At 51.9% G+C, this 26,916-nt stretch carries 23 protein-coding genes; 12 read left to right on the top strand and 11 right to left on the bottom strand.

Annotated elements, in window-relative coordinates:
- Nucleotides 1-38 precede the first annotated feature (38 nt).
- From creB to creD, 3 genes are all read left to right on the top strand, one after another.
- Nucleotides 39-785: a two-component system response regulator CreB gene (gene creB, locus H8L32_RS09140; RefSeq protein ID WP_186946888.1), complete on the top strand. Its 747-nt coding sequence runs from the start codon at nucleotides 39-41 to the stop codon at nucleotides 783-785.
- Nucleotides 782-2,212 (top strand): two-component system sensor histidine kinase CreC, encoded by a 1,431-nt coding sequence (gene creC / locus H8L32_RS09135; RefSeq protein ID WP_186946887.1) that lies wholly within the window; start codon nucleotides 782-784, stop codon nucleotides 2,210-2,212. Before creB ends, creC begins: the two co-directional genes overlap by 4 nt.
- A gap of 91 nt (nucleotides 2,213-2,303) precedes the next feature.
- A complete protein-coding gene (gene creD / locus H8L32_RS09130; protein ID WP_186946886.1) occupies nucleotides 2,304-3,731 on the top strand; it encodes a cell envelope integrity protein CreD in 1,428 nt (475 codons plus the stop codon).
- A 98-nt stretch (nucleotides 3,732-3,829) separates the two neighbouring features.
- Here the strand turns inward: creD and H8L32_RS09125 are convergent, their stop codons facing one another.
- The 5 genes from H8L32_RS09125 to H8L32_RS09105 all read right to left on the bottom strand — a co-directional run bounded on the left by H8L32_RS09125 (nucleotide 3,830) and on the right by H8L32_RS09105 (nucleotide 9,966).
- Nucleotides 3,830-4,390, bottom strand: a complete 561-nt coding sequence (locus tag H8L32_RS09125; RefSeq protein WP_186946885.1) for an HD domain-containing protein — start codon at nucleotides 4,388-4,390, stop codon at nucleotides 3,830-3,832.
- Between the two features lie 61 nt (nucleotides 4,391-4,451).
- Nucleotides 4,452-5,585 (bottom strand): YbdK family carboxylate-amine ligase, encoded by a 1,134-nt coding sequence (locus H8L32_RS09120; RefSeq protein ID WP_186946884.1) that lies wholly within the window; start codon nucleotides 5,583-5,585, stop codon nucleotides 4,452-4,454.
- A gap of 1 nt (nucleotide 5,586) precedes the next feature.
- Complete coding sequence (locus tag H8L32_RS09115) at nucleotides 5,587-6,783, bottom strand: cation:proton antiporter (protein WP_186946883.1); 1,197 nt, start codon at nucleotides 6,781-6,783, stop codon at nucleotides 5,587-5,589.
- 155 nt (nucleotides 6,784-6,938) lie between these two features.
- Nucleotides 6,939-8,024, bottom strand: coding sequence for a gamma-glutamyl-gamma-aminobutyrate hydrolase family protein (locus tag H8L32_RS09110; RefSeq protein WP_230412132.1), 1,086 nt, complete (start codon nucleotides 8,022-8,024; stop codon nucleotides 6,939-6,941).
- A 694-nt stretch (nucleotides 8,025-8,718) separates the two neighbouring features.
- Complete coding sequence (locus H8L32_RS09105) at nucleotides 8,719-9,966, bottom strand: putative Na+/H+ antiporter (protein ID WP_186946881.1); 1,248 nt, start codon at nucleotides 9,964-9,966, stop codon at nucleotides 8,719-8,721.
- Nucleotides 9,967-10,131: 165 nt separating this feature from the next.
- On the opposite strand from H8L32_RS09105, the gene H8L32_RS09100 reads away from it, so the two are divergent.
- The 4 genes from H8L32_RS09100 (at nucleotide 10,132) to gorA (ending at nucleotide 14,009) form a co-directional block, all read left to right on the top strand.
- On the top strand, nucleotides 10,132-10,608 hold the full coding sequence (locus tag H8L32_RS09100) for a hypothetical protein (RefSeq protein ID WP_186946880.1): 477 nt from the start codon (nucleotides 10,132-10,134) through the stop codon (nucleotides 10,606-10,608).
- Between the two features lie 476 nt (nucleotides 10,609-11,084).
- Nucleotides 11,085-11,501: a lysozyme inhibitor LprI family protein gene (locus H8L32_RS09095; protein ID WP_222619303.1), complete on the top strand. Its 417-nt coding sequence runs from the start codon at nucleotides 11,085-11,087 to the stop codon at nucleotides 11,499-11,501.
- Between the two features lie 167 nt (nucleotides 11,502-11,668).
- Complete coding sequence (locus H8L32_RS09090; protein WP_186946878.1) at nucleotides 11,669-12,550, top strand: dienelactone hydrolase family protein; 882 nt, start codon at nucleotides 11,669-11,671, stop codon at nucleotides 12,548-12,550.
- A gap of 106 nt (nucleotides 12,551-12,656) precedes the next feature.
- On the top strand, nucleotides 12,657-14,009 hold the full coding sequence (gene gorA, locus H8L32_RS09085) for a glutathione-disulfide reductase (protein ID WP_186946877.1): 1,353 nt from the start codon (nucleotides 12,657-12,659) through the stop codon (nucleotides 14,007-14,009).
- Nucleotides 14,010-14,123: 114 nt separating this feature from the next.
- On the opposite strand, the gene H8L32_RS09080 is transcribed toward gorA, so the two are convergent.
- Nucleotides 14,124-14,969, bottom strand: a complete 846-nt coding sequence (locus tag H8L32_RS09080; RefSeq protein ID WP_222619302.1) for a hypothetical protein — start codon at nucleotides 14,967-14,969, stop codon at nucleotides 14,124-14,126.
- A gap of 246 nt (nucleotides 14,970-15,215) precedes the next feature.
- Here H8L32_RS09080 and H8L32_RS09075 point away from each other — a divergent pair, with 246 nt between their 5' ends.
- Nucleotides 15,216-15,917 (top strand): ZIP family metal transporter, encoded by a 702-nt coding sequence (locus H8L32_RS09075; RefSeq protein ID WP_329605176.1) that lies wholly within the window; start codon nucleotides 15,216-15,218, stop codon nucleotides 15,915-15,917.
- Nucleotides 15,918-15,977: 60 nt separating this feature from the next.
- Here the strand turns inward: H8L32_RS09075 and H8L32_RS09070 are convergent, their stop codons facing one another.
- Genes H8L32_RS09070 through H8L32_RS09060 form a run of 3 tightly spaced genes read right to left on the bottom strand, consistent with a single transcriptional unit; the run spans nucleotide 15,978 to nucleotide 18,960 of the window.
- The gene (locus tag H8L32_RS09070; protein WP_186946874.1) at nucleotides 15,978-16,823 is read right to left on the bottom strand and encodes a sulfurtransferase; all 846 of its coding nucleotides are present in this window, start codon (nucleotides 16,821-16,823) and stop codon (nucleotides 15,978-15,980) included.
- Nucleotides 16,824-16,876: 53 nt separating this feature from the next.
- On the bottom strand, nucleotides 16,877-17,806 hold the full coding sequence (locus tag H8L32_RS09065; RefSeq protein WP_186946873.1) for a DMT family transporter: 930 nt from the start codon (nucleotides 17,804-17,806) through the stop codon (nucleotides 16,877-16,879).
- A 53-nt stretch (nucleotides 17,807-17,859) separates the two neighbouring features.
- Nucleotides 17,860-18,960: an aromatic ring-hydroxylating oxygenase subunit alpha gene (locus tag H8L32_RS09060; protein ID WP_186946872.1), complete on the bottom strand. Its 1,101-nt coding sequence runs from the start codon at nucleotides 18,958-18,960 to the stop codon at nucleotides 17,860-17,862.
- A gap of 354 nt (nucleotides 18,961-19,314) precedes the next feature.
- Between H8L32_RS09060 and H8L32_RS09055 the strand changes: the two genes are divergently transcribed.
- The 3 genes from H8L32_RS09055 (at nucleotide 19,315) to H8L32_RS09045 (ending at nucleotide 23,738) form a co-directional block, all read left to right on the top strand.
- Nucleotides 19,315-19,965 (top strand): DsbA family protein, encoded by a 651-nt coding sequence (locus H8L32_RS09055; protein ID WP_186946871.1) that lies wholly within the window; start codon nucleotides 19,315-19,317, stop codon nucleotides 19,963-19,965.
- A 36-nt stretch (nucleotides 19,966-20,001) separates the two neighbouring features.
- Entirely contained in the window at nucleotides 20,002-20,934 is a 933-nt protein-coding gene (locus H8L32_RS09050) for an aldo/keto reductase (protein ID WP_186946870.1), read from the top strand.
- A 416-nt stretch (nucleotides 20,935-21,350) separates the two neighbouring features.
- Nucleotides 21,351-23,738 (top strand): putative bifunctional diguanylate cyclase/phosphodiesterase, encoded by a 2,388-nt coding sequence (locus tag H8L32_RS09045; RefSeq protein ID WP_186946869.1) that lies wholly within the window; start codon nucleotides 21,351-21,353, stop codon nucleotides 23,736-23,738.
- On the opposite strand, the gene H8L32_RS09040 is transcribed toward H8L32_RS09045, so the two are convergent.
- Complete coding sequence (locus H8L32_RS09040; protein ID WP_186946868.1) at nucleotides 23,701-24,588, bottom strand: LysR substrate-binding domain-containing protein; 888 nt, start codon at nucleotides 24,586-24,588, stop codon at nucleotides 23,701-23,703. The genes H8L32_RS09045 and H8L32_RS09040 overlap by 38 nt on opposite strands.
- 231 nt (nucleotides 24,589-24,819) lie before the next feature.
- On the bottom strand, nucleotides 24,820-26,235 hold the full coding sequence (locus H8L32_RS09035) for an FAD-binding oxidoreductase (RefSeq protein ID WP_186946867.1): 1,416 nt from the start codon (nucleotides 26,233-26,235) through the stop codon (nucleotides 24,820-24,822).
- 95 nt (nucleotides 26,236-26,330) lie between these two features.
- On the opposite strand from H8L32_RS09035, the gene H8L32_RS09030 reads away from it, so the two are divergent.
- On the top strand, nucleotides 26,331-26,882 hold the full coding sequence (locus H8L32_RS09030; RefSeq protein ID WP_186946866.1) for a cob(I)yrinic acid a,c-diamide adenosyltransferase: 552 nt from the start codon (nucleotides 26,331-26,333) through the stop codon (nucleotides 26,880-26,882).
- Nucleotides 26,883-26,916 lie beyond the last annotated feature (34 nt).

Below are 26,916 nucleotides of genomic sequence, written 5' to 3'. Positions count from 1 at the left end.
TGCTTCTCTTCTCCCCATTTCTGCGTTAACCCGCCCGCATGTCCAAATCCATACTGATTATCGAAGATGAAATCAGCATCGCAGAAAACCTTGCGTATGCACTAAGCACGGATGGGTTCATGCCTACCCATGTCAGTCTGGGGCAGCAAGCGCTGAGCATGTTGCGTGAAGCCAGTATCACACCGGCCCTGATCGTACTGGATATCGGCCTGCCCGATATCAGCGGCTTTGATGTCTGCCGGCAGTTGCGCCAGTTTTCGGATACGCCGGTACTTTTTCTGACAGCACGCAACGACGAAATCGACCGTATCGTCGGACTGGAAATCGGTGCAGATGATTATGTGACCAAGCCATTCTCACCACGCGAAGTGGTGGCCCGCATACGCGCCATTTTGCGACGCCAGCAAGGCAATGTGCAGACAGGCAATGGCACGGCCACCAATGTGATCAAGCGCTTTGAATTGCGCCCGGATGAAGCGCGTATTCTGCATTACGGTCATGCCCTGAGCCTGACCCGTTATGAATACCTGTTGCTCAAGACCCTGATAGAACGCCCCGGGCACTTGTTTTCACGGGCGCAACTGATGGAAATAGTCTGGGTCAACGCACCTGAAACACTGGACCGGACGGTTGATGCCCATGTCAAATCACTGCGTGCCAAACTGCGACAGACACGTCCTGACAATCACGATGCGGCGGATGCAGCAAATGCACAGACCGCAGACAGCAGTGACGAAGGCATACAGACGCATCGTGGCATGGGTTACAGCCTGAACATCACATGAAGATAGGCCTGCGCATACTGCTGGGGTATTTCCTGATTCTGGGCCTGACGGCCTGGCTGGTATTGAATGTGGTGGTGGAAGAAATAAAACCCGGTGTGCGTGCCACGCTGGAAGATACGCTGATCGATACCGCGCAAATGCTGGCAACGCTGGTGGCGGAAGATGTGGCAAATGGCAATACATCCGACAGCACCCTGATGAAGCGTCTGCAAAACTATGCGCAGCGCAGTATTGATGTCAACATCAGCGGTGTGCGCAAGAACAGCCTGGACTACCGTGTTTACATCACCAATGACAAGGGCATTGTCGTCTTCGATAGCGATGGCAGGGATGTCGGCAAGGATTATTCACGCTGGAATGATGTCTACCGGACCCTGCAAGGTCAATATGGTGCACGCAGTACCCGCGCCGACCCGGATAGCGATGCCAGCAGTGTCATGCATGTGGCAGCACCGATTATGGACCACGGCCATATCATCGGTTCACTGACAGTCGCCAAAGCCATTTCCACCATCAATCCGTTTGTACAGCGCAGCCAGCGCAAGATACTGCAGCGCAGTGCCTGGATGCTTTTGGGTTCTCTGCTGATAGGGATTGCGTTTTCATGGTGGTTGAACCAGGCCCTGCGCAAATTGCAGCGCTATGCCAGCAGCGTAGAAAAAGGCGAGAAAGCCAGTCTGCCAGCCTTGGGCAATAATGAAATCGGTATGCTGGGCCGGGCCCTGGAATCCATGCGCGACCGGCTCGAAGGCAAGCAATATGTAGAACAACTGATGCATACCCTGGCCCATGAGTTAAAAAGCCCGATTGCATCCATACAGGGCTCGGCCGAACTGATGCGCGAAGATATGCCAGCAGCGGACAGGCAACGCTTCCTGCAAAACATACTGGAACAAAACCAGCGCCAGAAGCAATTGATAGACAAACTACTGGCGCTGGTAAAACTGGAAAAACAGCAAAGTCTGGAGCATGCCGAAACCATACAGGTACCAACACTGTTACAGCAATGTGCACAGGATGTGCAAGCGGGCCTGCAAATCAAAAAACTGGCTCTGGAGATTGACACCTCAGCTATCGCAACTAATCACGGCATCATGGGTGATGCGCTACTCTTGCGGCAGGCCATAGGCAATCTGCTGGACAACGCCATAGACTTTGCTCCGGCTGGCAGCACGATACGCATGTGCGCCCTAGTACATGGACAACAACTGCAAATCAGCATACAGGACCAGGGGCCGGGCATACCCGATTACGCACAAGATAAAATCTTTGACCGCTTTTATTCCCTGCCCAGGCCAACTGCTGCCAAAAGCACGGGACTGGGCCTGCCCTTCGTGCGTGAAGTCGCGCTGCTGCACCAGGGCAGCGCCAGTGTGAACAACCTGACCGGGGGCGGCACCTGTGCCTGCCTGAATTTGCCTTTGTGAATAAGCATTTGACTGCATCACTTCACACAAAACACATCAACAACGCACACAAGTTATTTACATTGATGACTCCTTATCTACGGAGTCTGTCATGCAAAAGAGTTTGCTGTTCAAAACCATTATCATCGGCCTGCTGGCGATAGTTATCTACATTCCCCTGATGATGATTCAGTCTACCATCTGGGAACGCATGCGCTACCGGGACGAAGCGGTACGCAGTATTACCGCCGATTCCGTCAGCGAGCAGGTGGTCATAGGGCCGGTTCTGGTAATACCGTATGTTGAAACCTGGGAAGAAGAAACTGTTGACACGGCAACCCAAAAAGTCACCAAACGCCAGGTCTCCAATAGCCGCAAACACTATGTGTACCCGAATGACCTGACAGTCAAAGGGACTATCGATACCGACCAGCGTTACCGCGGCATTCACAAGGTGCTGGTCTATACCGGCAACCATCAGATTTCTGGTGATTTTATGCTGCCCGACATGGCCAGCCTGGCATCCAGGGATAAAACCAATGCCAGTATCAGCAGGACAGAAGCACCCTATATCTCGATAGGTTTGAGCGATACCCGTGGCCTGCAAAATTTCCCCAAACTGCAATGGGGTGAGCAGAGTTTTGAATTCAGGCAGGGCAGCAAGTTAAATGCCTTCCAGCGCGGCATTCACGCCAGGCTGGATGGCATGCAAATGGCCAGCTCAGGTCAGGTTAAATTCAAGATGGATTTAATCCTGGACGGTGTGGAACGTCTTAGCTTCGCCCCACTTGCCAAAAACAACCAGGTCACGCTGTCGTCAAGCTGGCCACATCCGCAATACGGTGGCCGCTTCCTGCCGTCACCAAAAGGCAGAATACGCAATGACAATGGCTTTAGCGCCAACTGGAATATTTCCGCCCTGTCGAGCAATGCGCAACAACAATTGAGCAATCTGGAAAATGCCGGCAATCCTGTGAATGTAACGCAGACATCAAGCCCCCCAGAATACAGTGCAGTAAGTGCAGCAAGTTCGGCATCGATCGATGTATTCAGCGTGTCGTTTATTGAGCCGGTCAATATTTATTCCCAGGCAGATCGTGCAGTCAAATACGGCCTGATGTTTGTTGCGCTGACCTTTGCTGCTTTTTTCCTGTTTGAAGTATTGAAGCAACTGCCTATCCACCCGATTCAATACACGCTGGTAGGTCTGGCATTGGCCTTGTTCTTTCTGTTGCTGGTCAGTCTGTCGGAAAAAATCAGCTTTGTACTGGCGTACCTGCTGGCCAGTATTGCCTGTATTCTGCTGATAGGTTTTTATCTGTCGTATGCCTTGCGCAACTGGAAACGCGGCTTTGGTTTTGGTTGTGGCCTGACAGTATTGTATGGAATATTGTTTGGTCTGTTACAGTCAGAAAGTAACGCCCTGGTCATGGGTAGCCTGCTGCTGTTTGCCGTGCTGTCCGCTATCATGGTCATCACACGCAAGGTAGACTGGTATCAACTGGGTAAGACTGCACCTGCGCCGGTAATTGCAAGCTGAAACAGTTTGCCTGACTGAAATAGGGAGTGAATTTGACAAAATCAGATTCACTCTCTTTCATCATAGATGTAATCCACTGCAGGCAATCCCCATCCCGGTTATTTACGCAAAAATTGAGGATAAGCCTGTATCTTCGCTTGCAGACGTTCTGCAAGTTTGGCATCGGCAGTATGCAATTCATCATGAATCATTTGCGCTTCATGACGGTAGGCGAGTATTTTCTCATTACCCCAATAATGCGGTGGGTGATATAAATTACTGATGCGGTCAGCCATCTTGACCATCCAGATTTCTTGCGGCTGCAGCAAGATACGGTCCAGGCTATCGCGCATTTGTGCAGTCTTGTCAGGCAGAGCAGTATTTTTTGAAAGCGCCTGCACGCCGTCAGCCACGGCCTGACCAAACTCAGCTTTCAGCAAATCATAACTGGCACTCGTATCTTCCAGAGTGTCATGCAACAAGGCACATTGCACCGCCAGCGCAGCATTCGCAGTTGCATTGAACTGCAAGGCCCATATCACTTCCATGGCGACGCTGGCGACATGGTTGATGTACTCTACCTTTTCACCTTCCACCTTGCCACCGTAGGTCTGTCCGTTATGCTGGCGTGATGAAAAATCCCAGGCTTTTGCGTATATATCTGGTGTCCATTTATTCATCTGGTCTTCCTTATATAAATTGCTTCACCAGCAAAGACAGCCAGGGTGCCTATATGGCAGATCACCTGGCACTGCGTCTTACATCCCGGAAGGTATGCAAGGCCGCATTCACCATTCCTTCCGGGCTACCGCTTTGCTGGTATTGCTGGCGCAGGTATTGCGCATCATTACCTGCCTGTACTGCTTCGCGCAGGTGACTGAATGCAGGCAAGGCATCCAGGTTTTCGGCATAGGGCCTGAGCAGATCGAAACTGGCAAGGATGTCATCGCGCAAGACCGTGCTTTCATAGGTCTTGGGGTGAACGGTAACCCCATCCAGACCGAAACGGCAAGCCTGGAAGCGATTATAGTTATACACGAGGTAATCGTCTTCTGATGGTGGGGCTTCGCGTCGCTCCAGCAGATAAGCGCACAGGACTTGCAGATACGCTGCCAGTGCAGCCGCTCTTTCCACCGTCAGCGGCGTATCACAGACGCGCAATTCTATGGTGCCGTATTCTGGCTTGGGGCGAATGTCCCAGTAAAAATCCTTCATGCTTTTGACGACACCAGTTTTTTCCATTTTACTGAAATAGTCATTGGCAAATTCATCCCAGCTTAACAAAAATGGAGCACGCCCTGACAAAGGGAAAGCAAACACGGAATTCAGCCGGGCAGAATTGAACAAGGTATCACCACCCTGTACATAAGGTGAAGAGGCCGACAGGGCAATGAAGTGCGGCACGTAACGGCTAAGTGAATGCAGCAAAAACATGGCATCGTCGCCGGATGTACAGCCTATGTGTACATGCTGGCCAAAGATGGTGAACTGCTTTGCCAGGTAACCATACAGAGCTGATACTTCCCTGAAGCGCGGCTTGGAAAATATCTTGCGGTCTGTCCATTTCTGGAAGGGATGGGTACCGCCACCACAGATCCCGATATTCAAGACATCGGCCCCATGCACCAGGGTGTCGCGGATCTCCTGCAATTGTCCCAGCACACCCTGATACCTGGTTTGTACATCGGTACAGATTTCTATCATGCTCTGGGTAATTTCCGGCGTGACATTGCCCGGAAAAGGACGTTTCGCCAGCAGATGTAAAAGATCGGGGCTGGCTGCGGTAAGGTCGAAATCAGACAGACTGACCAGTTGCAATTCCAGCTCTACCCCCATGGACAGGGCGTTCGAATTGGTGAAGGCTTCAAGTGGCATATTATTCTTCCCTTTCTTCCGGTGTTTCTTTGGCGGCAAACAAGGCCAGTTGGGTCAGGACAGGACCAACCACTTCCAGCATCAGCGTCATGGCGACCAGGGCAAACCATTCTTCAGTCATGACCATGCCGAAATTGCGTGGTTGCTCCAGACTTAGCAACAGGAAAACTGAAACCGGCGCCAGACCAACGCCGCTGAGCAAACCCTTGCGCAAAGAGATACCGCTGACTGGCGCCAGCGCGGTAGTCACCAGTATCTTGCTACCCAGGCGCATGACCAGCAATACCACGCCCAGAAGCGCACCTGCCCAGACCTGCTGCCATGCCAGTGTGGATGCCGCGAATACGAACAGCACCACCGTCAGCAATTCACCCAGCACACCGAAATTTCTTTGCGTGCGGCCGAGGCTGATGCGACGGTGCCTTGCTACCAGGCCAAAAGCCAACGTAGCCAATACCGGGGACAGTCCACTGGCATAACTGAGCGACACCAGCACAATCACAGCAAAGGCAAAGCCCAGCGTTGCATCTTCTGCCTGGCGGCCACGCCAGCTCAACACGATAGGCAGCAAGATGCCGAATACGATACCGGCTACCAGTGACGCCAGCGCCGCCATCATGACATGCAAACTTTGCGCAGAAGCCTGTAACAGATCGCCTGAGGTCTGCATCACCCAGTACATCAGGATGATCTTGAAGGCAAATACGGCCAGCACAGAATTGATGGCTGTCAGGTGCAGAATGCGTTCACTGACCTGGCCTGAACTGCGTTGCTCATTAATGATACGCAACACAGCTGTTGGAGAAGAAGACATCGCCAGCGCCGCCAGCAACAAAGACATCAATTGCGAACTACCATGCCATAGTGCTACGAAATATACTGCTGCAAAAGTGACACCCGACTCCACCAGCCCCGTCACGGCTACCCAGGGATTAAGGCTGAGCCAGCGCAGATTAATGCGATAGGCAAATTCAAACAGGATGAGACCGAAAGCGATATTGGCCAACAGCACAAGACTATGGTTATCCAGCGGGGAAAGATAAGTAGGTAACAAATTGACCAGCGCAAAGCCTGTCAATGCATAGATACTGATGCGCGGCAGGCGCAGCCAGCGATGCCCCATATCGCCCAACAACCAGGCCAGCGCAATGATGCAGGGCCAGGCCATCTCGCTGACGTTGATGGAAAATTCTGTCATGCTGTCTCCTGTTATGGGTGCCTGAAACTGATGTTAATGCGAATACGAATGCGAATGCGAATGTTGATACTGATGCTGATGAGATGAAAAATGCAGTCATTTTTGATGACGCTGCATTTCTCTTTTTTGTCACCGGCGAGGAACCAGGCCAATTTTTAAAATCGTGTTTCTCTGGCTGCGCGCAAGAAACTGTCAAGTATGGGTGTGCAATCCAGTAAATCGCTTTGTCCTGTCAGATGAAATTCCGGATGCCATTGCAAGCCGACGACAAACTTCGCTTTTTGATAGCGTATCGCTTCAACGATGTTGTCTTCCGGAGAGACGGCTTCTACCATGATATCCCTGCCCAGGTTTTTGATGGATTGATGATGTATGGAATTGACCCTGGCAGTCGCCATCGGAGGAAACAATTGCGCCAGTGAGGATTGTGCGGTGAACTGCAATTCATGTCCGTTCTGGTCATACAGATCATTCACATGGGCGATGGCATTCGGTACCTCGGTCGCAATGTCCTGGTACAGGCTGCCACCAAAAGCTACATTCAATAGCTGACAACCACGGCATATGCCCAGCAAGGGTTTATCGGCTTCAATAAATTCATGCAAAAGTTCCAGCTCATACATATCACGCGTGCGGTCACCGCTCCATTCCGGGCGTGTTGATTGCTGCGAATAACTTTCTGGTGCGACATCGGCACCACCTTGCAATACCAGGCCATCGAGATGTCTTGCATAGTCACGCAGGCGTATATTACTGGGGCGTATCAGACCATTGGTATTCACGGAAGGGATCATGAACACCATGACATCACGTGCCATCACCCATTGTGCAATCGACTCTTCCAGATATTGCAAAGTCTTGCTGGATAAACCCTTGGCACCGGCCTGAGGATGAAATATCCGGGCAGATACACCAATCTTCAAGGTACGATGGGTAATGCCTTTTGCAGTACGCAGTGAGGTTGCGCGCAAGCGGGCGGAAACAACACGTACCAGCGTACGCCAGGGTGATTCACCAGCCTGATAAGCAGTCTGGTACGCCGACTGGTGATCCTGTGGTCCCGCAGCGGGTGTTGGAGGCTGCGCCACGGCACTGCTTGCAGGTAGCACCTGCGCCTGGTTTGTCACTGCTGCACTGTCAGACAGGCTTGCTTGTGGTTGTACTACTACGGTTTGCGCAGTATCGACACCGGTAGCGCCGGCTACAACGGTTGATTCTTGCTTGTTTTTTTCATCTGACATGATATTCATCCATCTCTAAAAAGACGAAACTAAGACGAAAATAAGACGAAAAGCATTACGTGAAAACAATATACGCAATGCGGAGAAATATCTTTCTCGCCGATTGGAAATGCAAAAAACGTGAGCACTCCATTTCATCCATCGTCAGAGGGAACAGGCTATCTGCAGGCACATGCAAAAAAACGCGGCATCATACCTGGCGCAGATATGCCATTTCCTCCTTTTACGTCTATTATTATCGCCAGGAAAAATACGCTGGCTGGTTTCAGTCAAAAACGAAGTCACTGCGATCTAATGACGAGTCTCGAATTCTGTCCCGTATCAGGCTCTGGCTTATGTGACTTATATGGCATAGAGCAGTCTTGCATAAATCATGCAAGTGTACGATGCGCAAAGCCTGCGGAATTTCTGTATCGCATACATTGCATTGCACGCACTGTGTGCACACAATGTGTTACAGCGCTATTAAAACACTTTTGCAGCGCTGTGTCTGTCAGATAACGCCTACATCAGCATGCTGTCCTTTGCATTCTTTACATTCTTTACAAGGCCTGATTTCCAGTATAGTCCAAAACGCGTTTTTGGAAATTTATCTGCCGCAGTGCCACAAGCCTTGCACAGACTTGCATCTTGCCTGTATAAGCCTGGGGCGCATCAAAAGTTGAGCACACTGACATGCAACTATAGATGCCAATCAGATTAAAAACATCAACGCAGCCACCGCTGTCGGTGGCAATGCGCCCAGCAACAAACCCAATGCACCGATAGATTCATTATCGAAACCGCGCTTCAACAAAGCCACGCCCGCCGGATTGGGTGCGTTGGCAATGACAGTCAACCCACCACCAGCAACGGCACCGGCAACCAGCAAGTATTTGGCTTGTTCACTCAGGCCTGCAATCAATGATCCCAGGTAAGTCAGCGCGGCATTGTCGGTAATCGCCGTCAGTCCCAGTGCAGCAAAAAACAGGGTGTGCGGTTTCAGACTGGATACGATGGGTTGCAACCACCATTGCTGCATGCCACCCAACACCACCAGGCCAGCAAGAAAGAAACCGACCAGCAAACCCTCTTTCAGAATCAGCGGATTCTGATGGCGTTCGTAAGCCTGGGCATAGCCCATGAAGAACAGGAACAAGCCCAGAAAAAATACAGGATGATGTGCAAGCAAGACCACCCCTGCCAGGAAGGCAAGATGGATCAGGCTGACGATCAGTGGCACTGGTTCAGTGTGTGTTTCATCTGCATCGTCATCAACGGTAATCTGCTTGCGCAATAACAGGGTCACGACAGTGGCATTGAACAGTACGGCAATAGCGGCTTTCCAGCCGAAGCTGGCCAGCATGAAAGCACTGTCCCATTGCCAGGCTGATGCCACCATCAGTACCGGCGGTGCGGCATAGGAGGTCAGCGTGCCGCCGATGGAGACATTGACAAACAATACCCCCAGTGCAGCATATTTCAGCCATTCCGGTATACCCCGACGAAATATTCTGGGGGCCAGTATCAGTGCCGCCAGGGTCATTGCAGCCGGTTCGGTAATCAGGGAACCCAGCAAGGGCACAACCGCCAGACCAAACCAGACCATGGCAAGCGCATCAGGCAGGGGAACAAAGCTTGCCATGCCGCGCAGCACACGACCCACGATCTCCAGCACAGGACGCGACGCAGCCACCACCATGACGACGAACACAAACAGCGGCTCTGTATATTGACGTGACTCGGCATAGGCCACCGCAGCATCACCACCAGACACCAGGGCCATGACGACGACCAGCACAAAGGCCCAAAAACCGAATACGACTTCAACCTCGCCCAATAGATGGAACAGACCTGCATGCCGGGCATGGCGATGCGCCAGCACTTCAAAAAACTTGGCACTGAAAGTATGCAACAAGGCCAGGCCAAAGATCACGACACCCAGGGTATCCATTAAAGTCATTGCTGTTTTCTTTGCGTAGATATGGATAGAACTCATTTCATCAACAGGGATGAGTTTTACATATCTTACACGAGCTTACCTGTGGCTACGACATAAACCGGTGTAATATCCACCGATATAATCTACCCTTGATCCGTCCTGAATTGCATTGCCTGGTGCCATACCATGATCAAAAAAAAGCTGGTCTATAGCTGCTTGCTTGTCGCCATCAATATCCTCTTTTTACTTCCTGCCTATGCAGACCAGTACGGCAAACTTGCCGGTAGTTATCGACTGGTGAGTGACCTGACTACCAACCCGGACGGCACTGTGTTTGAATGCGGGAAAAACAGGGATGGCAGTATCTTTCAATGCCAGACAGTCAAAGGAAAAATACAGATTGAAGCCTTGCCCGACCACAGCTATGTCTATCTGGAAGCTTATACAGTCAAAGGGGTAGGCACCATGGGTAATCTGGGCAATTATCAATTAAAACAGGACAAGATTGCAGAAAGCACCTACACCACTGGCGGTCTGTATTGTTGCAGTTCCTCACTTAAACAATTGACGCTGGACAACGATACACTCAAGCGCCAGACGGAAGGCCCCAACTTCAAACGTACTACAGTATGGAAGCGTGAGAATACAGAACTCATTTCATAAATAGGGGCGAGATGCGTTTGCCTCATAACGCGGGCTGGCAAGGCGGACGAGGCAGTCAATAGCGGGCCTATTGACAACGAGTCCAACGCAGTCCAGCACGCGTTATGAGGCAAACCCTTCGGGAACTGACGATTTGGGCGTATTGCAGCGTTGTGCCGCTTGCTAAGGCACCAGCCTTAGCTGCGCGTCACGCCTTGCACTACATCCCAAATCGTCTTGTTCGCACTCACCCCTATTTATGAAATGAGTTCTAGTGACGTCAAAGACAAATATCTGGAACGTGAAATAGAAAAACAGAGGCAGTTTTTCAACAATTTGAAAGAAAAATAAATTCAAGACATCATCCAGTCATCACGCAAACATCAACTGGTTTTCACTAGAACTCATTTCATCAATAGGGATGAGTTCTACCAACGCACCTGCTTCCTGAGCAGCACCAGAGAGATTAAACTTGAATAACATTAGCGACTACATCCATGAGTAATATGAAACCTGTTCAACTGCTCGTACTCGGCATCCTCTGTGCCATTGCACATGATGGCCATGCAGAAGCACTGTGTGCCGCAGCGCAAAATACACTGGAAGACAGCCAGTGCATGGCCGATGAGGTAGCCAGGGCTGACAAAAAACTGGACACTTACCTGCAAGCTGCCAAGACCCGTCTCAAAAAAGACGGTGACAGCAAATTGAATCTGGACATCGCCCACAGCGCATGGACACAATATCGTAACAAACACTGTGGCGACGTCTACACTTACTGGGAACAGGGCAGCATACGCCACCGTCAGTCGGCACAATGCCAGCTTGATCTGATACAAAGCCGTACGCATGATATCTGGAAAGCTTACCTGACTTACGCTGACACCACACCGCCGGTTTTGCCAGAGCCGTAAGTAATCTCAATAAGCAATACTAGCAAGCAATAGCGGCAATACCGTCCATTACAGGTAAGTTCTCTGAATCAGTTGTACAATTCATTCCTGTTTTGCCCGGGGTTTCATGTACTTGACTGTCCTAACGCATACCAATGCGTACCAACGAATATACATAGGAGAACACCATGCAGTATCGCGAAGACTTTAATAGCCTGGTTGGCAGCAGCGAAGACAACACAACGGTCAACCGTCGCAGCTTTATACAAACAGCGGTCGGCGTGGGTTTTGCCGCAGCGGTGGCACCGGTTTGCGCACAAACCATGATCAAGACTGACCGTGTAGGCTTGACCGATGGCGTGACCAAGTTAAACGTGGCAGGCGCAGAAGTGCCCATGTATTTTGTCAAGCCTGAAGGCAAGATTAATTTACCGGTGATACTCGTGATCTCCGAGATTTTTGGCGTGCATGAACATATCGCTGATGTGGCGCGCCGTTTTGCCAAGCAGGGTTACCTGGCACTGGCACCAGAATTGTTTGTGCGCCAGGGTGATGCCAAGAATGCCGAAAGCGTTGCGGTATTGATCAAGGAAATCATTTCCAAAGTACCGGATGCCCAAGTCATGGGTGATCTGGATGCGGCTGTCGCCTGGGCTGGCAACAATGGCGGCGACATCAAGCGTCTGGGCATCACCGGCTTTTGCTGGGGTGGCCGCATTACCTGGATGTACTCTGCCTATAACCCCAGTGTCAAAGCCGGTGTGGCCTGGTATGGCAAGTTACTGGGTGATGCCTCGGCGTTGACGCCGAAGCACCCTATCGATATTGCCTCTGGTTTGAAGACACCGGTGCTGGGTCTGTATGGCGCAAAAGACCAGGGCATTCCGGTTGAATCCGTCTTCAAGATGGAAGTCGAACTCAAAAAAGGTAACAGCAAATCAGAATTCAAGGTGTATGAAAATTCTGGCCATGCCTTTAATGCAGACTATCGCCCCAGCTACAATGAAGCCGATGCCAAAGACGGCTGGAACCGTTGCCTGGCCTGGTTCAAGGCGAATGGCGTCGTTTGATTTTAATCTCGCTGCAACAGGCATACCGTGTAGCCAATCTCAGGCAGATTCCGTTGATAAACATAGCGAATCTGCCTGACACCATTACCCCAGTTCAAGGACCATCATGCATACGTACGACTATGATTTATTCACGATAGGCGGCGGTTCTGGTGGTGTACGTGCCAGCCGTTTTGCAGCACAGTATGGTGCACGGGTGGCACTGGCAGAAGCTGGTCCACTGGGTGGCACTTGCGTGAATGTAGGCTGCATCCCCAAAAAATTAATGTCCTATGCGGCACACTACCATGCCGATTTTGAAGAAGCTGCCGGTTTTGGCTGGAGCCTGACCGGACAGCGTTTCGACTGGCCCACGTTGATCGCCAACAAGGATAAGGAAATCGCCAGACTCAACGGCATCTACAGCCAGCTACTGACGAACGCCAAAGTACATATCATCGCTGGTCATGCGCAGATCCTGGATGCGCATACCGTCGTCGTCAATGGACAAAGCTATCGTGCCCACCACATCCTGATCGCTACCGGTGGTCACCCCGTGCGGCCAGAATTGCCAGGTAGCGAACTGGGCATCACCTCGGATGAATTCTTTCACCTGCCGGCACTGCCACGACATGCAGTCGTGCAGGGCGGTGGCTATATCGCAGTAGAACTGGCATCCATCCTGAATGGGCTTGGTTGCAAGGTGACACTGGTACAGCGCGGCGCCCAGATATTGCGCACCATGGATAGTGATCTGGGGCATTTCCTGATCAATGAAATGCGCAAGAAAGGGATAGAGATAGCGCTCGATACAAAGATCCTGTCCATCACTGCCAGCGGCGACAGCAAGCGCGTTGCGCTCAGCGATGGTCGCACGCTCGACAGCGATTGCGTGCTGTTTGCCACTGGTCGTCAACCCAATGTCAAAGGTCTGGGACTGGAACATGCTGGCGTGCAGGTACGTGAGAATGGCGCCATCATCGTCAACGAACACTTTGCTACCAGCGTCGACAATATCTATGCGATAGGCGATGTCATCGACCGTGTCGCCCTGACCCCGGTCGCACTGGCCGAAGGCATGATAGTCGCGGCCAACCTGTTTCAGCATGGGCGCAAGCTGATGTCATATGAAAATATCCCGACAGCGGTATTCAGCCACCCCAATGTAGCAACCCTGGGTCTGACTGAAGCCAAAGCGCGGGAAAAACATCCGCACGTCAAAATCTTCAAAAGCGAATTCAAGGCACTCAAGCATACGATGTCCGGTTCGACTGAACGTTGCCTGATGAAGATGATCGTCGATGCGGATACCGACCGTGTGCTGGGCATGCACATGGTGGGCGCCGATGCCGGTGAAATCATCCAGGGCTTTGCCGTAGCCATGCAATGCGGCGTCACCAAGGCGCAAGTGGACGCCACGATAGGCGTGCATCCGACGATTGCAGAAGAGTTTGTAACCATGCGGACGGCGGTGGTGTAGCTCAAAGAAATATTGCTGACGATTGATAGTTTCGACGTATTTCTGCTTGAACTGATTCCTGCTCAGGGGCGCTGTTTCATCGTTGAGTCGATATGCGTCCCAGTCCCCCAGCCGTCAATTCGACGGCTTGATTTTCTTATAAACGCGTCCAGTGACTTGATTGTAAATCCAGATTTGTTCTAACTGAAAAACCAGGGCATTGCCGGTATAGGTTGTTTGCCACATCGCCTTAACAGAGGGACTCACTACAAGATCGTAATTTTGTATAAATTGTGGCACCAGGTGACCAACAAAAAGAGCTTTTAATCTGCCTTTGTCCAAGCGAGCCTCAGCAGCTGGTATATTGAAGTCAAAATTAGTTTGTTGCCATGAGTTGCTATTGGCAATATTCAAAGCACAAACTTGGTAGCTTAAGCGATCAACATTGACTGAAATACCTGATTCAGTTCTGGCCTGGCCTTTACTTTTTCCACCATATGTTTGGTCCAGGACCTTACTACGCAACAGTTGGGTTTTTTCGCTGTTCCACTGATTGCTGTCCCGGATACCAACTGAACCGCTCATCTGACTTTTATCAGCATCATATTTAACACCATACAGGCTGTTATGGTGCACAAAAGCCAGTGTATCAGACAGGCGCAATTGACCATGCAAGCCTGCATTTGCCAGTTGTCCTATCCGGCTCTGGTAATCTGCCGTAGATTCAAATTCGTCTTTGTTCAAGCGCAGTTTTTTGACGTCTGCAACGATGTCTGCGCATACGTGTCCAGTATAAGCAGGAATCAATGCTTCAAGCTTGTCATCAAGGGCTGTCAAGGCACGAGGCCCCCTGGCTGCGTTAAGGCCTATTATAAATTCCGGATCAGCCGTAGGGTCGCCTGGACCACTTGCCTGCGCGCAGGCAGATAACGTCAATAGGGCGGCTATGCTAAAAATACGCTGTGATGTCGTCATCGTCATGGGGTAATAGCAAGAGAGGGTGTGAAATAACATAGTCATTCATTATAGCTAACGAACATTAAAATTCGGCGAATAATGCACATCCCGATGTTGGCTGCAGAATCAACTCGATTTGCAGAAAACGCCGCAATATGCTTTAATTTGCAACCTGGTTGCAAATTCCCGAGGCTTAAAATTCATTCCACGCTGTTATCCATTCTGTTTGCCACCACCGCTGCTGGTGTTTTAAGCATCACGGCTGCTGCCATTTTTTCGTTTTCGCTATTATCCAAAGTAGTAGAGCGCATGGTCAGCCTGTCGGTCGGCATCATGCTGTCCACTTCTTTGCTGCATGCCCTGCCAGAAGCGTTTGAGTCTGGTGCGGATACCCGTACCCTGTTTGCCTGCCTGCTGGGCGGCTTGCTTGCCTTCTTTCTGCTGGAAAAATTCGCGATACTGCGTCATTCCCATCATCATGAAGGTGACGGTCATCATCATGAGCATGGCCATGATGCGGATGAGGCAGGCCGTGCCGGCTGGATGATACTGGTGGGCGATGGCCTGCATAATTTCACCGATGGCATTTTGATTGCAGCAGCCTTCCTTGCCAATCCCAAGCTGGGCCTGGTCACCGGCCTGGCAATTATTGCGCATGAAATCCCGCAAGAGATAGGCGACTTTATCGTCCTGCTGAATGCCGGCTTCAGCCGTACCCGTGCCTATGTGTATAACCTGCTATGCAGCATGATGGGGGTGGTCGGTGGCGTGATTGGTTATTTCACGCTGGAACATGCCAGTGGCATGATCCCTTATGTGCTGGTGTTTGCCTCTTCCGGCTTTATCTATATCGCCGTCAGTGATCTGATGCCGCAAATGCAGCGGCGGGCGACGCTCAAGGAAACCATACCGCAGATTCTGCTGGTGTCACTGGGCGTGGTGCTGGTGTTGTTTGTGACCAGCCACCGCTAAGAACCTGCTTACGATCTTACTGCGCGTACGTGATCGTAAACAGGTTCCAAACAATCCGACTCAACGCTCCACAGGCCGCGAGGCATCTGAACACCACTCACTCCACGACCCAGGATACAGAGCTGCGCCGTGCATGCCCGCCACTTCCAGCGCCAGCAGGTTATGACATGCCGTCACGCCCGAGCCGCATTGCATGATGGCCTGGCTGGCGTCGCTGACGACGGCCATCCATTCTTCACGCAATTGCGCGGCTGGTTTAAAGCGGCCATCAGCTTGCAGATTATCTTTGAAGAAGCGGTTTTTGGCACCGGGAATATGGCCACCTACCGGATCCATGGTTTCGTTCTCGCCACGGAAACGGTCAGCAGCACGGGCATCAACAACAGTCCTGGTAGGATTGCTGATGTTCGCCAGTACCTGGCTGACTTCAACTGAGCCGACCAGTGCCGGTCTGTTACTGAGATTGCCGCTGCCAAGGGCCGGCACAACCGTAGTGAGCGGCAATTCTGCCGCCTGCCATGCGGGCAAGCCACCATCCAGTACGGCGACAGTGGCGTGTCCTACCCAACGCAGCATCCACCACAGGCGTGCCGCAAACATGCCGCCATGGGCATCATAGACCACGACCTGGCTATCATCATTGACACCCAGATTGCGCAGGCTGGCGATAAAATCACCTTTTTCCGGTAAAGGATGGCGCCCACGGAAAACGCCATCTGGCCCAATTTTAGCGGCCGACAGGCGCTGATCCAGATTCACGAACTGCGCACCTGGAATATGCCCCAGGTCATAGGCAGCCTGCCCGACATTGGTGTCCATCAAATCATGCCGGCAATCCAGCACGACCCAGTTACTGCGTTCAGTATGAAGGGCCAGGTCGCTTGCACTGATCAAAGTCGTGTACATCTTTATCTCCTGAAAAAATAAATCGCTAACCATCACACGGAAAAACTGTCATTTTATTCCGAACTGATGGCATCACTGGGTGTAGGGGCAGTATTGGTCTTCGCATTATAAAAGGTGGCGATCAGGCCGCTACATAAAATCACGGCTATACCAACCCAACTTAACCAGGCCAGACTTTCTTCCCAGATCAACACATCCCACAAGCTGGAAAACACAATGCCAACATATTGCAGATTGGCCGTGACCAGGGTATTACCCAGGCGATACGCGCGCGTCATGGCCATCTGCGCCATCGCTGCGGTCAGGCCTATGGCCAGCAGCAACAGAACGCCTCTGGTATCGAGGTGATGCCAGACGATATTTTGTGCACTGCTACCCATGGCACCAATAGATTTGCTGAACACGGTGCCAGCCAGCCCAGCCACGGCACAGGTCATGGAAAAATAAAATACCACGCGGTATTCAGGCTCCCCCATCAAACCCATTTGCCTGACCTGCATATACGCCCATGCAGCCAACATGCCCGAGACCAGTGCAATAATACCGCCGATGACCTGATCGGCATGAATGCTTGGGCGCAGCAGTAACACCACGCCTACGAAACCCATGAGTATGGCACCGACCGGTTGCCAGGTCAGGCCAGGCTGCTTGCGCCACCAGGCTGCACCCAGCAACATGGCAGCAATCCAGATGGGTGACATGTAGTTCAGAGTTACCGCCATCGCCAGTGGTAATTTGCTGATGGCATAAAACCACAGCCACAGCGCGATGACGCCTATCAGGCCGCGCCCGATGTGATGATAAGGCATACCAGTACGCAGGGTGCCGCCCTGCCAGCGCACCAGCATGGCAATCATCAGCATACCGATGGCGCCGCGATACGCTACTATTTCAGAGGTTGAATAATCAACTGATGCCAGCTTGACGCAGACACCCATGATAGAAAACAGAAAGCTGGCAACCAGCATCCATAAAGACTGCATAAATCCTTGCTCCAAAAGATAAGGGAGGCACACGCCTCCCCTATTGAAACACTTCAAATTGCGATTTTTCTTCGATACCATTCATGGAAGTGCTGCATGCCATCTTCCATGGGTGACTGATATGGCCCGACTTCGCTGACACCGCGATCCAGCAAGATCTTGCGTCCGGCATCCATGCGCAAGGCGATTTCGTCATCCTCAACGCAGGTTTCCATATAGGCGGCGCGTTCGGCGGCGATGAATTCGCGCTCGAACAGGACGATTTCTTCCGGATAATAAAACTCGACCACATTGCGTGTCTTGCCGGTTGCCGTTGGCCACAGGGTCGACACCACCAGCACGTGTGGATACCATTCAACCATGATGTTCGGGTACAGGGTCAACCAAATCGCGCCGTACTTGGGTGTTTCCCCCTTGCGGAACTTCAACACCTGTTCCTGCCAGCGCTGATAGGTGGCGGAACCGGATTTCAGCAGACCATTATTGACGCCCACGGTTTGTACGCTGTAATCCTCGCCAAACTCCCATTGCAGATCATCGCAAGCAACAAAACTGCCAAGACCAGGATGGAAAGGTTCGACGTGATAATCTTCCAGATAAACTTCAATGAAAGTCTTCCAGTTGTAATCACATTCATGCACTTCGACATGGTCGAGCATGTAATCGCTAAAATCGAGATCTTTGGTCACGCTGAGACTTGCCATGCGTTCCATGACGTTGTAACCGTTTTGCTCGAACAGCAGACCATTCCAGTTTTGCAGCGGTGTGCGCTGCAAGTTCAGGCAAGGTGTGTCGTCAAAGTGCGGCGCGCCAATCAGCTCGCCTTTCAGGTCATACGTCCAGCGATGCAAGGGGCAGACAATATTATTGGTATTGCCACGGCCATTGAACATCAATGCCTGCCGGTGACGGCACACATTCGACAACAGCTCTATACCCTGGGCGCTGCGTACCAGCATGCGGCCTTCGTTTTCAGAAGCCAGCGTAGCAAAGTCGCCAACGTTGGGCACCATGAGTTCATGGCCAACATAACGTGGGCCAGACTGAAATAATTCTTTGATTTCGCGCTGTAGCAGCGTTTCATCAAAATACACGTGAACCGGAAGTTGCGCGTCAGAACGCGCGAGTGTAGACAAAGAAGCCAGATCGGACATCCCCACCCCCCAAATTAATTTGCACCAACCTAAGAGAGAAAGAATCCACAAAAACCTGTTTCGGCAGGACTTTCAATCCCAACGAAAATTCAAACGATCAAACGCCTTGAAGAGGAAATTTTGGACAGAACCGGGGATTATACCCGAACTGCAAAATTTTTTGCCATTTACTTGCCATGTCATCATGAAAAATATCTATATGACAATGTCAGCTGCCCGCTTTCTTGTTGCCTGCACCGGCAAAAAACAGCCGGTCACTGAATGGATAGACAAAATTCCTGCTGGCTGCCAGACGCAGCAACTTTCTATACAATGACCGTCTGACGCCCACCAATGTGACGATGAGAGCAAGTGATGACACACCTTATTTATGTTGCCGACCCCATGTGTTCATGGTGCTATGGCTTTGGCCCTGAATTGCAGGCTTTGCTTGATGCCGTACCCGGCAGCCGGCTTGACCTGGTACTGGGTGGCTTGCGTGCCTATAACCAGCAAGTGCTGGATGACACCACCAGAACCACCATCCTGAGTCACTGGAAGCATGTGGAAGAAAGAAGTGGTCTGCCCTTTGGCGGCAACGCCATGTCACAGCCCGGCTTCATCTATGACACAGAACCCGCCTGCCGTGCTGTAGTTGCCGCCCGCACCCTGGTGGATGAAGTATCCAGCGCTGCCGTCCTGAACGTGTTTCATGCCATACAGCATGGTTTTTATGCCGAAGGCAAAGATGTGACCGATATTGGCGTATTGTCAGAGATTGCCGTTACTGCCCTGAATGCCGTCGAAGGCGCTGACAGCTATGACGCCATCAGCTTTCACGAAACCATGCTGTCGCCCATGACCATGTCTGACGCAAGACAAGACTTTGAACAAAGCCAGCGCTGGGGCATACGCGGCTTCCCGGCTTTGCTGCTGGTACATCAGGATGCGCTGCATATGATAGCGTCGGGCTATACCACCCGCGATGAGCTGATAGCGACACTCAAACAGATACAACAGGCTTAAACCTGCATCACCATCATAAAGAATAAGCGAACACCGATGACGACCACCCATACAAAAACCATCAGCCCACGCCAGCAAGTTGCACCGGCTGGCCCTGAATTTTCCCGCATCGTGCTTGGCCTGTGGCGTCTGGGCGACTGGAAAATGACACCGCAACAAAGAGTCAGCTTTCTGGAACAGGCCCTGGCGCTGGGTATTACTACCGTAGACCAGGCCGACATCTATGGCAATTACCTGAGTGAAACCCTGCTGGGTGAAGCACTGGCACTTGCCCCGCACCTGCGTCGTCAATTGCAGTTTGTCAGCAAATGCGGCATCAAACTGGTATCGGACCAGCGTCCCAGCCACGGCATCCAGCATTACGATACCAGCACTGCCCACATCATTGCATCTGCCGAACAATCCCTGCGCGCCATGCAGATAGAACAGCTGGACCTGCTGCTCATCCATCGCCCTGACCCATTGATGCATGCTGATGACATGGCGGAAGCATTTCGCCAGTTGCAAGCTAGCGGCAAGGTCAAACATTTTGGTGTGTCGAATTTCACCACGGCACAATTTGATTTGCTGAATTCGCGCTTCCCACTGGTAACCAATCAGATAGAGCTGTCCCTGCTGCATATGCAGCCGTTGCTGGATGGCAGCCTGGATCAGTGCCAGCGTCTGCGTATTGCACCGATGATCTGGTCTGCCCTGGGCGGTGGGCAATTGATGCTGCCAGCCAATGAACAGACAGAACAAGGCCAGCGCGTCAGCCTGGCATTGCAACGCATTGCTGGCGAACTGGATGTATCACCCAGCGTCGTAGCGCTTGCATGGATACTGAAACATCCTGCATCCCCCATGGTATTGACCGGCTCAGGCAGAATCGCCGCCGTAGCCGAAGCAGTACAGGCAACGGGTGTACAACTCAGCCGGGAACAGTGGTTTGCGTTGTGGTCTGCATCTGCCGGCAAGAATGTTGATTAAAAAGCCAATAAAAAATAATTCAGGGTTAATACAGAACTAATTCAGGACTAATTCAGGGCCAATACTCAGCATCAATGCGCAACGCCCCTCAAGCCGTGCACATAGTCAGCCGTAACTACCAGATCAGCAGAATATTTTGCAATAGTGTTAATATGTTTTCAGTGCATGTATCGCCTGTACAAATGGTGCGGTGCATATATTTTAAGAATTAAGCATAAAGTTGGTATAGTATTACCAAGTTATCAAGACGCATTGGCTTAACAAGGTGCTTGCAAGACACCAGGCAGGGTTTGCATAAAATTGTCACGACAAGATGCAGTAAAGCGGTCGGGCAATTTAGCGCAGGTATCTGGCTGTAAACTGAGGTGAGCTGGCTATTGCCAGCTCATGGGACTGATTTCAGAAGGACAGCATCAATGACTGTTTTTCAATTCATCCGTAATTATTATTTGCTTACTCCTTCGGCACTGAATGAGACTCATCAGTGGCGCGAGCAGGTATTGTCAGCCATTCTCTTCTTTGTACTTGCACTCGGCTCTGCCACGGCCATTCCCAGCATTGTCCTGGCTGTCAGTGAAAACCTGTGGTCTGTCGTCGTTGTTGATATCTTCGCCCTGATCTGGGTGGCCACCATATGGCGCTTGCCGTTTCTGAACTTTCGCCAGCGTGCCTGGAATTTTTTGCTGTTCCTGTACCTGCTGGGTGTCTGGTTTTTGATCAAGGTAGGGCTGACTGGCCTGATTTACCTGATGGCCTTCCCGGTCCTGACATCGCTGCTGCTCAATCTGCGGTATGCCATGCAGGCCCTGCTCCTGTCTGCCCTCAGCCTGCTGGTCGTCGGTTACCTGGCCGACCCCAGCCTGCATGTCTATGGCTTTGATTCGCATCCCTTTTTACGACTGATCATCGTCACTCTGAATTTCACCTTTATTTCTGCTGTGATGGCCATTTCTTGCGGGGTGTTGCTGCAAAGGCTGGATGGTAGCCTGGAGCAGCAACGCGTGATTGCTGCGTCACTGCAATTGGGGCAATCGTCGCTGCGCATGGCAAATGAAGAACTGCGTCTGATCGTCGCCGCCGTGGCCAGGCTCAATGATATGGTCATGATCATCCATGTGGATGCCGATGCCGTAGGAAAACGTTGCCTGAAAATCGTCTTTGTGAATGATGCCTTTGTGCGCCAGACCGGTTTTAGCAGCATTGATGTGATCGACAAGTCGCCAGTATTTTTACAGGGACCACGCACCCAGACCGAAGAACTGGAACGCCTGAGCCATGCCCTGATCACTTGCGAATCCGTGCACATAGAATTGATCTGCTACACCCGTGACGGCAATGAATTCTGGATAGAAGCTGATATCGTCCCGCTAGCCAATGATGCCGGTCAGTACGCGCACTGGGTCGCTACCGGACGTGACATCAGCGAACGCAAGAAAGCCCAGGAACACATACACAGACTGGCCTATTTTGATGTGCTGACAGGCCTGCCCAACCGCCGCCTGCTGCTCGACAGGATGGGCATATTGCTGGCAACAGCCAGGCGCAGCAATATGTTCAGCGCCGTGCTGTTTATTGACCTGGATCATTTCAAATACATCAATGATGCACGTGGCCATGCCGTCGGTGATGCCTTGCTGATACAGGTAGCAGAAAGGCTCAGCCTGTCCCTGCGTGAAGTCGATACGGTCGCCCACATAGGTGGCGACGAATTCGTGGTCTTGCTCTGCCATGTATCCAATGATGTGGCAGTCAGCGCCCACGCAGCGCAGGCGGTTGCTGAAAAAATACGCTATGCCATTTCGCAGTTTTTTGATATCAACGGCATGCAGTACAACACCACCTGCAGCATAGGCATCACCTTGCTGCCGCGCGAAAACCAGAGTGCCCATGATTTGCTGCGCGAAGCCGATACTGCGATGTTCCGCGCCAAATCCTGCGGTAGAAATCAGATCTCCTTTTACGAAACCGGCATGCAGTCCGAAGTCGAACAAAGGCTGACTGTCGAGCGTGAACTCAGTGAAGCGATTTCTGGTGGGCAGTTGCAAATGCACATACAGCCCCAGGTTGACCGGCATGGCACACCCGTCGGCGGCGAAATGCTGATGCGCTGGACCCACCCTGAACGCGGCCCCATTTCACCCGCCATATTCATTCCTGTGGCAGAAGAATCCGGCATGATTCTGCGCCTGGGCGACTGGGTTATGGAGCAGGGTTGCCTGGCGCTGTTGCAACTGCAGCAGGCAGGCTGGGACATACCGCTGTCTGTCAATGTCAGCCCCAAACAATTCCGTCAGGTCGACTTTGTAGAAAAGGTGAAACAGGTATTGAAGAACACCGGCGCACCGCCAGCCAGACTGATACTGGAAGTGACCGAGGGCTTGCTGATAGAAAACCTGCAAGACACCATCGCCCGCATGGTCGAACTGACCAAACTGGGCATACGTTTTTCGATTGATGATTTTGGTACCGGCTATTCCAGCTTGGCTTACCTGAAAAAACTGCCCCTGTATGAACTGAAGATCGACAAGAGTTTTGTCCAGGATACGCCAGATGATGCCAACGACACGGCCATCGTACAGTCGATATTGTCGATGGCATCCCATCTGGGATTACGTGTAGTGGCTGAAGGGGTAGAAACCAGGGAGCAGGCCGATTTCCTGATCGCCAACGGCTGTGCTTCGATGCAGGGATTTTTATTTTTCCGCCCCATGCCGCTGGATAAATGGCTGGCCCTGCAAAAGCAAAACAGCCTGTCTGTGTCAGCGTTTACGCCTGCTGATACGTCGCTTGCATCCAGTCAATAAACAACTGTACCTCAGGACGTATATTGGCCTGTGCCTCATGCACCAGATAATACGAATGCGGCGGCGTTGCCAATTGCGTTTCAAACACCCTGACCACATCGCCACGACGTATCATCTCTTGCGCAAAATGCTGGCGTGTCAGACCTATACCGTGACCATGCTTGACGGCTTCCAGCAACAGACCCAAATCATCTACACGTAAACCGGTAGTCGGCTCTGGCCAATCCAGACCGGCCACTTCAAACCAGGGCTGCCAGGGTTCCAGCGCAGACCGCAATAATTTGGCATGCCGCAAATCAGCCGGGGTCTGCATGGCGGGCAAGGTTTTCAGATACGCCGGGCTGGCCACCACAAAACTGGGTTCCACAAATAATTTGCGGGTCACAAGGTTGGGATATTCACCAGCGCCAAAACGCACTTCGACGTCACTTTCTGAAAGGCTAAGGTCATACAGCGGCACAAACAGAAACACTTCAATTTCAATTTCTGGATATTGCCTGGTAAAACCAGCCAGCCTGGGCATGAACATATAACGCGCAAACGTCGGCGGCACTGTCACTTTCACCCGCAACTGATTTTGTGCAACCTTGTTTGGCAAAGGAAAATCAGACAGGGTACGCAAGGCACCCCGCACCACGTCCAGGTAGCGGCGGCCAAACTCAGTCAGGGTGACACTGCGCCCTTCCCTGACAAAGACACGCTCGCATAAATGCTCTTCCAGCAAACGTATGCGGTGTGACAGGGCAGATGGCGTAATACAAAGTTCTTCTGCCGCAACAGCAAATGAATTATGACGGGCAGCGGCCTCAAAAGCCGAAAGCGCATGGACTGGCGGTAGACGTGTTGCCATTCGTATTCCAGATAAATAATGGGTGTAAACCAGATCGAACCAGGCTGGTGGCCCTGTATGGACCAACCTGGTCGCACAAAATTCCCTAAAATTGCCCATGCACAAACTTGATGATGCAATGCAAGCAACTTCAGTATGCAAAAAAATTAGTCTTACATCATAAAATAAAGCAACGAAACGGGCATCTGTACTACTACTGAAGTTGCGCAGATAAACATGCCGCGTGGCAAACTATTCATTCCATGCAAGTACTTTGCCCGGGTTCAGGATATTCTTTGGATCAAAAGCCTGCTTCAGCATGCGCATCATGTGAATGGCATCCGTTCCGTGTTCTTCGATCAGAAAACCCATCTTGTGCATGCCCACTCCATGCTCACCGGTACAGGTACCATCCATGGCAATGGCACGGCTGACCATACGCTGGTTGATGGCTTCCGCTGTGGCAATTTCTTCACTGCTATCCGGATCAACCAGCATCAACACGTGGAAATTGCCATCACCAACATGGCCAATGATGGAATACAGGATGCCATGGTTTTCACAATCGATCTGGGTTTCACTGATACATTCAGCCAGGCGTGAAATCGGTACGCAGCAATCCGTGGAAATTGCCCGTGAACCCGGGCGCAATTGCAACAGGGCAAAATAAGCATTGTGCCTGGCCGCCCATAAACGCGAACGCTCTTCCGGCTTGGTAGCCCATTCAAAATCACCGGCACCGTTGGCAGCGGCAATTTCTTGCACCAGCTCCGCCTGTTCCTTGACACCGTTCTCGCTGCCATGAAATTCAAACAGCAGCAAAGGCTTGACAGGCAGGTTCAGTTTATCGTGCGCGTTGATGGCGCGCACGCCATTCGCATCCAGAAATTCTACCCGCGCAATCGGCACACCCATCTGTATGGTCTGGATAACCGTATTCACCGCATCGGCATTATCCGGGAAACTGCATACCGCCGCCGAAATTGCCTCTGGCAAAGGATAGAGCCTGACTGTCACTTCGGTGATAATGCCCAGCGTGCCTTCACTGCCGACAAAGACGCGTGTCAGGTCGTAACCGGCAGACGATTTCTTGGCGCGTGAACCGGTGCGAATGATGCGCCCGTCTGCTGTCACCACCGTCAGCGCCAACACATTTTCACGCATGGTGCCATAGCGTACTGCATTGGTACCCGAAGCCCGCGTTGCAGCCATACCACCCAGGCTGGCATCCGCACCGGGGTCGATAGGAAAAAACAGGCCGGTATCACGAATCTCCACATTCAACTGCTTGCGCGTGACACCTGCCTGCACGGTGGCAGTCAGGTCTTCGGCATGCACGGCCACCATATTGTTCATCTGCGACAAATCAATGGTAATACCGCCGTGCAATGCCAGGATATGGCCTTCCAGCGACGACCCCGCACCATACGGTATCACCGGCACGCCCTGCTCATGGCATAGCTTGACAATGGCCGCCACCTCTTCCGTACTCTGGGCAAATGCTACCCCTTCCGGCGGCATGGGGTCATAAGAAGATTCGTCACGACCATGATGCAAACGCACGGCCTGGGCGGTGCTGAAACGGTCTTCCAGCAGGCTCTGCAAGGCTTGCAGCAAGCTGGCGGGTAAAGGCGTTCTGACACTTGCGATAGGGGCAGGATGATTCATAATGCAGTCCAGATTAGTCGTGATGCGCTCTATTATGCTGTGTTCGGCCAGAATTTGCCGTATCCTTTCCAACTTCTCTCCTTATTTCATGTGCCATGGGTAATCGACTCTCAAAAATTGCAACACGTACCGGCGATGCCGGCACCACCGGCCTGGGTGACGGCAGCCGCATCGCCAAAGACGCCCTGCGCGTGCACGCCATGGGCGATGTGGATGAACTGAACTCACAGATCGGTGTATTACTGTGCGAAGACATGCCAGAACAGATGAAGCATGAACTGGTGTCCATCCAGCATGACCTGTTCGACATGGGCGGCGAACTCTGCATCCCCGGCTACACCATGATCACCGAAGCCCAGGTCACAAGGCTGGACGCCCTGCTGGAAAAATACAATGCCGACCTGCCACCGCTCAAGGATTTCATCCTGCCCGGCGGATCACGCGCCGCCGCCACCGCCAACGTCTGCCGCACCGTCTGCCGCCGCGCAGAACGCGCCATCGTCAGCGTCGGTGCTACCGAAACGATTAACGAAGCCCCAAGGCAGTATATGAACAGGCTGTCAGATTTGCTGTTTGTGTTGTCGCGGGTATTGAACCGCTATGCGGGGGGGAGTGATGTGTTGTGGGAGAAAGAGCGGGAAAGATAATTTTCAAAATCTTTTCCAAGCTTAGGCGAAAAAA

It is taken from the genome of Undibacterium hunanense, from assembly GCF_014284335.1.
Lineage (GTDB): Bacteria > Pseudomonadota > Gammaproteobacteria > Burkholderiales > Burkholderiaceae_D > Undibacterium > Undibacterium hunanense.
Note: the sequence above shows the minus strand (reverse complement) of the source record. Positions and strands in the feature narration are given on the sequence as shown.

Coding starts and splice junctions, on each gene's coding strand:
- creB (WP_186946888.1), top strand. CDS start 39: ATGTCCAAATCCATACTGATTATCGAAGATGAAATCAGCATCGCAGAA.
- creC (WP_186946887.1), top strand. CDS start 782: ATGAAGATAGGCCTGCGCATACTGCTGGGGTATTTCCTGATTCTGGGC.
- creD (WP_186946886.1), top strand. CDS start 2,304: ATGCAAAAGAGTTTGCTGTTCAAAACCATTATCATCGGCCTGCTGGCG.
- H8L32_RS09125 (WP_186946885.1), bottom strand. CDS start 4,390: ATGAATAAATGGACACCAGATATATACGCAAAAGCCTGGGATTTTTCA.
- H8L32_RS09120 (WP_186946884.1), bottom strand. CDS start 5,585: ATGCCACTTGAAGCCTTCACCAATTCGAACGCCCTGTCCATGGGGGTA.
- H8L32_RS09115 (WP_186946883.1), bottom strand. CDS start 6,783: ATGACAGAATTTTCCATCAACGTCAGCGAGATGGCCTGGCCCTGCATC.
- H8L32_RS09110 (WP_230412132.1), bottom strand. CDS start 8,024: ATGTCAGATGAAAAAAACAAGCAAGAATCAACCGTTGTAGCCGGCGCT.
- H8L32_RS09105 (WP_186946881.1), bottom strand. CDS start 9,966: ATGACTTTAATGGATACCCTGGGTGTCGTGATCTTTGGCCTGGCCTTG.
- H8L32_RS09100 (WP_186946880.1), top strand. CDS start 10,132: ATGATCAAAAAAAAGCTGGTCTATAGCTGCTTGCTTGTCGCCATCAAT.
- H8L32_RS09095 (WP_222619303.1), top strand. CDS start 11,085: ATGAGTAATATGAAACCTGTTCAACTGCTCGTACTCGGCATCCTCTGT.
- H8L32_RS09090 (WP_186946878.1), top strand. CDS start 11,669: ATGCAGTATCGCGAAGACTTTAATAGCCTGGTTGGCAGCAGCGAAGAC.
- gorA (WP_186946877.1), top strand. CDS start 12,657: ATGCATACGTACGACTATGATTTATTCACGATAGGCGGCGGTTCTGGT.
- H8L32_RS09080 (WP_222619302.1), bottom strand. CDS start 14,969: ATGACGATGACGACATCACAGCGTATTTTTAGCATAGCCGCCCTATTG.
- H8L32_RS09070 (WP_186946874.1), bottom strand. CDS start 16,823: ATGTACACGACTTTGATCAGTGCAAGCGACCTGGCCCTTCATACTGAA.
- H8L32_RS09065 (WP_186946873.1), bottom strand. CDS start 17,806: ATGCAGTCTTTATGGATGCTGGTTGCCAGCTTTCTGTTTTCTATCATG.
- H8L32_RS09060 (WP_186946872.1), bottom strand. CDS start 18,960: ATGTCCGATCTGGCTTCTTTGTCTACACTCGCGCGTTCTGACGCGCAA.
- H8L32_RS09055 (WP_186946871.1), top strand. CDS start 19,315: ATGACACACCTTATTTATGTTGCCGACCCCATGTGTTCATGGTGCTAT.
- H8L32_RS09050 (WP_186946870.1), top strand. CDS start 20,002: ATGACGACCACCCATACAAAAACCATCAGCCCACGCCAGCAAGTTGCA.
- H8L32_RS09045 (WP_186946869.1), top strand. CDS start 21,351: ATGACTGTTTTTCAATTCATCCGTAATTATTATTTGCTTACTCCTTCG.
- H8L32_RS09040 (WP_186946868.1), bottom strand. CDS start 24,588: ATGGCAACACGTCTACCGCCAGTCCATGCGCTTTCGGCTTTTGAGGCC.
- H8L32_RS09035 (WP_186946867.1), bottom strand. CDS start 26,235: ATGAATCATCCTGCCCCTATCGCAAGTGTCAGAACGCCTTTACCCGCC.
- H8L32_RS09030 (WP_186946866.1), top strand. CDS start 26,331: ATGGGTAATCGACTCTCAAAAATTGCAACACGTACCGGCGATGCCGGC.